The sequence below is a fragment of the Desulfococcus sp. genome (assembly GCF_041737845.1).
Taxonomy (GTDB): domain Bacteria; phylum Desulfobacterota; class Desulfobacteria; order Desulfobacterales; family Desulfococcaceae; genus Desulfococcus.
On record NZ_JBGSQX010000065.1, the window covers coordinates 1 to 4667 of the forward strand.

Annotated in this window: 6 protein-coding genes; 5 read left to right on the forward strand and 1 reads right to left on the reverse strand. The window is 54.3% G+C overall.

What is annotated here, in order from left to right:
* The first annotated feature begins 325 nt into the window (after positions 1–325).
* Together ACEW8N_RS06975 and ACEW8N_RS06980 are read left to right on the forward strand one after the other, a co-directional pair.
* A complete protein-coding gene (locus ACEW8N_RS06975; RefSeq protein WP_373499079.1) occupies positions 326–565 on the forward strand; it encodes a hypothetical protein in 240 nt (79 codons plus the stop codon).
* 137 nt (positions 566–702) lie between these two features.
* Entirely contained in the window at positions 703–1902 is a 1200-nt protein-coding gene (locus tag ACEW8N_RS06980) for a hypothetical protein (RefSeq protein ID WP_373499080.1), read from the forward strand.
* A 40-nt stretch (positions 1903–1942) separates the two neighbouring features.
* On the opposite strand, the gene ACEW8N_RS06985 is transcribed toward ACEW8N_RS06980, so the two are convergent.
* Positions 1943–2098: a hypothetical protein gene (locus ACEW8N_RS06985; protein ID WP_373499081.1), complete on the reverse strand. Its 156-nt coding sequence runs from the start codon at positions 2096–2098 to the stop codon at positions 1943–1945.
* Positions 2099–2101: 3 nt separating this feature from the next.
* Between ACEW8N_RS06985 and ACEW8N_RS06990 the strand changes: the two genes are divergently transcribed.
* The 3 genes from ACEW8N_RS06990 to ACEW8N_RS07000 all read left to right on the forward strand — a co-directional run bounded on the left by ACEW8N_RS06990 (position 2102) and on the right by ACEW8N_RS07000 (position 4563).
* Positions 2102–2413, forward strand: coding sequence for a hypothetical protein (locus ACEW8N_RS06990; protein WP_373499082.1), 312 nt, complete (start codon positions 2102–2104; stop codon positions 2411–2413).
* A gap of 96 nt (positions 2414–2509) precedes the next feature.
* On the forward strand, positions 2510–3739 hold the full coding sequence (locus ACEW8N_RS06995; protein ID WP_373499083.1) for a DDE-type integrase/transposase/recombinase: 1230 nt from the start codon (positions 2510–2512) through the stop codon (positions 3737–3739).
* On the forward strand, positions 3736–4563 hold the full coding sequence (locus ACEW8N_RS07000) for an ExeA family protein (RefSeq protein ID WP_373499084.1): 828 nt from the start codon (positions 3736–3738) through the stop codon (positions 4561–4563). Before ACEW8N_RS06995 ends, ACEW8N_RS07000 begins: the two co-directional genes overlap by 4 nt.
* Positions 4564–4667 lie beyond the last annotated feature (104 nt).

Consider the following 4667-nt stretch of genomic DNA (forward strand, 5'->3'; position numbering starts at 1 on the left):
GGTATTGCTGATTCCTTATTTTGCTATCAAATGGCTGAGCTATCGATCACTATACTTTGAGCGGTCACAATCTTCGCTTTTTTACCCTCACCCCAACCCTCTCCCGGCGGCAGAGGGGGTTAAGGAAAATCGCAACTGATGGCCGTGCAAGGTGGGGTGATGAAAATCCATGATGAGGTGGCATATAATTTTCATTCTGGAAATGTTCCAAGCAATTCTAAACTTTTGTAGCATTTAGAAAGCATCAAATAAAAACGAACTGGACATTCTTGCGTGTATCAAGTATGGATAGAATTTTAAACTTCATTTTTTGGAGGTTTAATCCATGCTTGATGAAAATAGAAATTCTGACGATGATGATGGCTACAAGAGCCCTTTGAGAAAGCTGGTTAAATTCTTTGAAAAGAGTCGCGATAACTGGAAGACCAAATGCCAGGAAGCGAAATATAAGGTCAAGATGCTTCAGAATAAGGTCCGGTATCTGGAGAAGCGAAAAGAAGAGCTGAATAAAAGGGTGAAAGAGCTGGAAAAAGAACTCCAACAAGATCGGAAAAAAAAACTGTAACGAATAACGCGATTGAAGAAAAATTCAATCAGAAACCCGCGTTTCATAAATATTCAGTCGCCCATATCAGCCTTTTTATATCCTTTGTATTAACCGGCTGTACAAGTCTGAGAGGAACAAGCCGCGTCATTGCCTCCATGTTATCTTTTTTAGAGCTGGGGCAATCTGTACCATCGTGGTACAGCGGCCGGCTGTGGTTGCTTCGTCTCGGGTACTATAAGCTCCATCGGGAACAGGAGTGGGCCGATGATTGGATCTGGATTGTCGATCATACGGTCCAGCTTGGTAGTGAGAAATGCCTCGTTATTTTAGGTATCCGTCAAAGCAAATTGCCAGAGGCCGAGCTGTATTTAAATCATGAAGATGTCGAACCGATTGCCTTGTTGCCGGTAACCCATTCCAATGGCGAGATTGTTTTCCAGCAGCTTACTCAAGCCGCCGAGAAAACCGGTATGCCAAGAGAAATAATCGGGGATCATGGTACCGACATAAAATCGGGGATTGAAAGATTCTGCCAGGACCATGAACAGACCTGCTATATATATGATATCAAACATAAAGGCGCCGCCATACTAAAGCGCGAACTCAAAGATGATCCGCACTGGTCAGAGTTTATTCAGTTGGCGGCCCAAACCAGCAAGAGAGTTCAGCAGACCGGTCTATCGGCGTTGGCGCCGCCAAATCAGAGAAGCAAGGCGCGGTATATGAATGTGGATAAACTGGTGAAATGGGGACAGGAGAAGCTTTGCTATCTGGATATCCTGAAATCCGAGCCTGATGACCGATTCCCTCCTCATGAGATTGATGATAAGCTCGGGTGGCTGAACGAATACCGTGATCATCTTACAGAATGGCAGGATCTCATTGAGGTTGTTAAGACGGCGGAAGGCTACATAAAATTTGTCGGGATATACCACAACTGCCATATCGATTTAAAAGAGGATCCGATCTTTAGCCCGCATACCGACAGGGCGAAGAGAGTCGGTGAGGAATTGCTCACTTTTATAGAGGAACAATCGCTGAAGGCAACGCCGGACGAGAGGCTGCTTGGGAGCAGCGAAGTGATCGAATCGGTTTTTGGCAAATTGAAAAATCTGGAACAGGATCAGGTAAAAAGCGGCTTCACTGCAATGTTGCTCAGCCTTGCAGCGGTTGTCTCAAAAACAAGTCACGATGTCATCCAAAAGGCGCTTGAAACGGTGCCAACGAAAAAAGTGTTCGAATGGTATAAAAAGAATATCGGTCAATCAGTTCAGTCGAAAAGGAAAGAGATCATGTCAATAGTCAGCAAAACGGAACAAAATTGGGATCAAAATACTACCGTTTTTCTAAACTGATTTTCATCAGCCCACCATCTACCCCACCCTCGCCGCCATGCTATCGTCTTTGACCGCCGTTGCCAAGGAAAAACAGTCCCTTGAAATTTTCTGCCCCGTCTGCGGCGAGCGATACCGCCTGATCAAGCACGGATTTTACCGCTGATATCTGTTCAACGGACATGAAGCCATCCAGGTTCAGCGGTACCGCTGCCATAATGTGCAGTGTCTTCGTCAGACATTCTCCATCCTGCCGCACCCCCTGCTCCCGGTGTGGCGCGTGCCGCTCTGTTTTCTCCTGACGATCCTGACCCTTCACGAACTTTCGGGCCAGTCCGTCAACGCCCTGGCCCGGGCGACCGGCACGGCATGGAGCACCATCCGTCGTCGGATCGCATCGGCCAGACGCCTGCGGTCCTGGCTGGCCGCCGAAAGCCGGGCTGGAACCTGGGGGCCGTCGCCGTGTCTGGATCCCCACCGCTGCTGGAGCGGTTTTATCCAGGGCTTTTCCCATGCTTTTTTCTCCCGCTGACACCGGCCACAGGCCACCCACACAAAACGCATATTGTATAAAATCAGATGGTTTTTTACACCGAGGCAAACCGATTCAATGAAAGGAGACCCTACGGTGAAAAAACAAGACGACCACCCCGACGAAACACTGGATTTGGCCCTGTGGCGCTACGGGATCATCAGCCCCCTCCTCCACGGCCACGGCGACGATCGATCCCTGACCCTCAAAATGAAAGCGCTTGCCGAAGGCACCTACCTGCGGCCGGACGGCATCCCGGTTCAGCCGACCTTCGAATCACTGCGCAAATGGCTCTATCGCTATCGCCGCGGGGGGCTTTCGGCCCTGAAAAACCAGCCGCGCGCCGACAAAGGCACCCATCAGGTCCCTGAAAACCTGGCGACGGCCATGTTCGAGCTTCGGGAGCGCCATCCCCGCTGGACCATCGCCTTGATGCTCCAGCACCTGCTGGAAACCGGGCGGTGGAACGGCCGGAAGCCCAGCGAATCCGCTCTCTACCGATTCGCCGCAAGGCATCACCTCCAGCGCGATCCCCGCCTGCCGGACACCGCCGCCGTACAGCCCTTCGCCTTCGATGCCTTCGGCCAGATGTGGATCGCCGATTTTCTCCACGGTCCGAAGATCCGAACGGGTCGGAACAAACGCAAGACCCTCCTCCACATGATCATCGACGACGCCAGCCGGTGGGGCGTTCAGGGCGGCTTCGGCTTTTCGGAAACCGTCGAGGCGATGATCCGGGATCTGGTGACGGCCGTGCGCCGATTCGGCATTCCCGAAAGGCTCTATGTCGACAACGGCCCCTGCTACCAGAGCCGGCATCTCAAACTGGCCTGCGCCAGGGCCGGCATTCATCTGCTGCACACCCCCGCCTACCGGCCCCAGGGCCGCGGGAAGGTGGAACGGTTTTTCCGGACCGTCCGGGACCAGTTCCTGGCCAGCGACACCTCAAAAACCATCGAGCAGCTCAACGTCAACTTCGATCAATGGCTCTCCCTCTATCACCGGCGCATCCACAGCCGCCTGGAATGCTCGCCCCTCGAAAAGCGAATGTCCATCCCCAATGTCTGCAAACCCGTGCCGGAAACCGCCGATGTCGAACCCCTGTTCCGCATGGAGCGCCGCTGCAAGGTCTACCGGGACGGCACCATCCGGCTCAAAAATCGGCTCTTCGAGGTCCCCGGGGCTGCGCCCGGCGCACGGGTCACCATCTACTATATGCCATGGGACCTCTCCAACATCTGCTATGGGGAGTCCATGCTCACGGCACGGGACGTCAACCTGTCCGAAAACGCCCGCCGCTTCGACCGTCCCGGAGGTGACCGATGACGACCGCACACAAACCCTCCATGAGCGAATTCTTCAACTGGAACAGGCATCCATTTACAGACACCTATACATTGGCCCAACCCTTTGTGGGGGGCCGCGATGCCCGCCTCACGGACCGCTGCATTTCCCTGTTGCGATGCGGTAAAAGCTTTGCCGTTACCGGCGCCTCGGGCACCGGTAAATCCACCCTCGTCGGTCATATGACGGCCGGCCTCGATCCCAACTACTACCGGCCCACACTGGTGCCTTACGGCGGATTGAAGCGAAGCGGCATCCTGCGGGCCGTGGCCGATGAACTGGGCGTCGACACCGCCGGTCGCGCCGTCCCGATTCTCGTCAAACTCCAGAAGCATATCACCGGCATGGCCGCCGAGGCCAATGCCCGTTACCCGGTCTTTGTCATCGACGATGCACAGCTCATGGAGCGGGAATCCATGATGGATCTGTGCTCCATGATGGTCAGCCCCCAGAAAAAAACCGCCGCCGCATCCCTCATCCTGGTCGGCGACGAAACCCTGGCCAAAACCCTTGGACTCCACGCCATGATACCGATCCGAACCCGACTCACCGGCATCTTTGCCATGACATCCCTCGACGAGGCCGAAAGCCATGAGTTTATCGCCTATCGGCTCCTCCAGGCCAAGGCTCCGGACAGCCTGTTCGACACCGACGCCAGGGACATCATCGCCTCTCATTGCCGAGGAAACCGGCGACAGATCATGAACGTCGCGACCCTCCTCCTCGACGAGGCCTATCATCGACATGAAAAAACCGTCGGATCCCAACTAATTCTCAGCTCTGATCTGATGGACATATCCGGGTGAAACAGCGGCGCCTGCGAGGGGACTCCGGCGCCAAGGGATAGCCCGGTGCGGTAGACTGCTTTCTGCCTCTCAAAAAAGGGCTCGGCTCACGCCGAGCCCTTTTT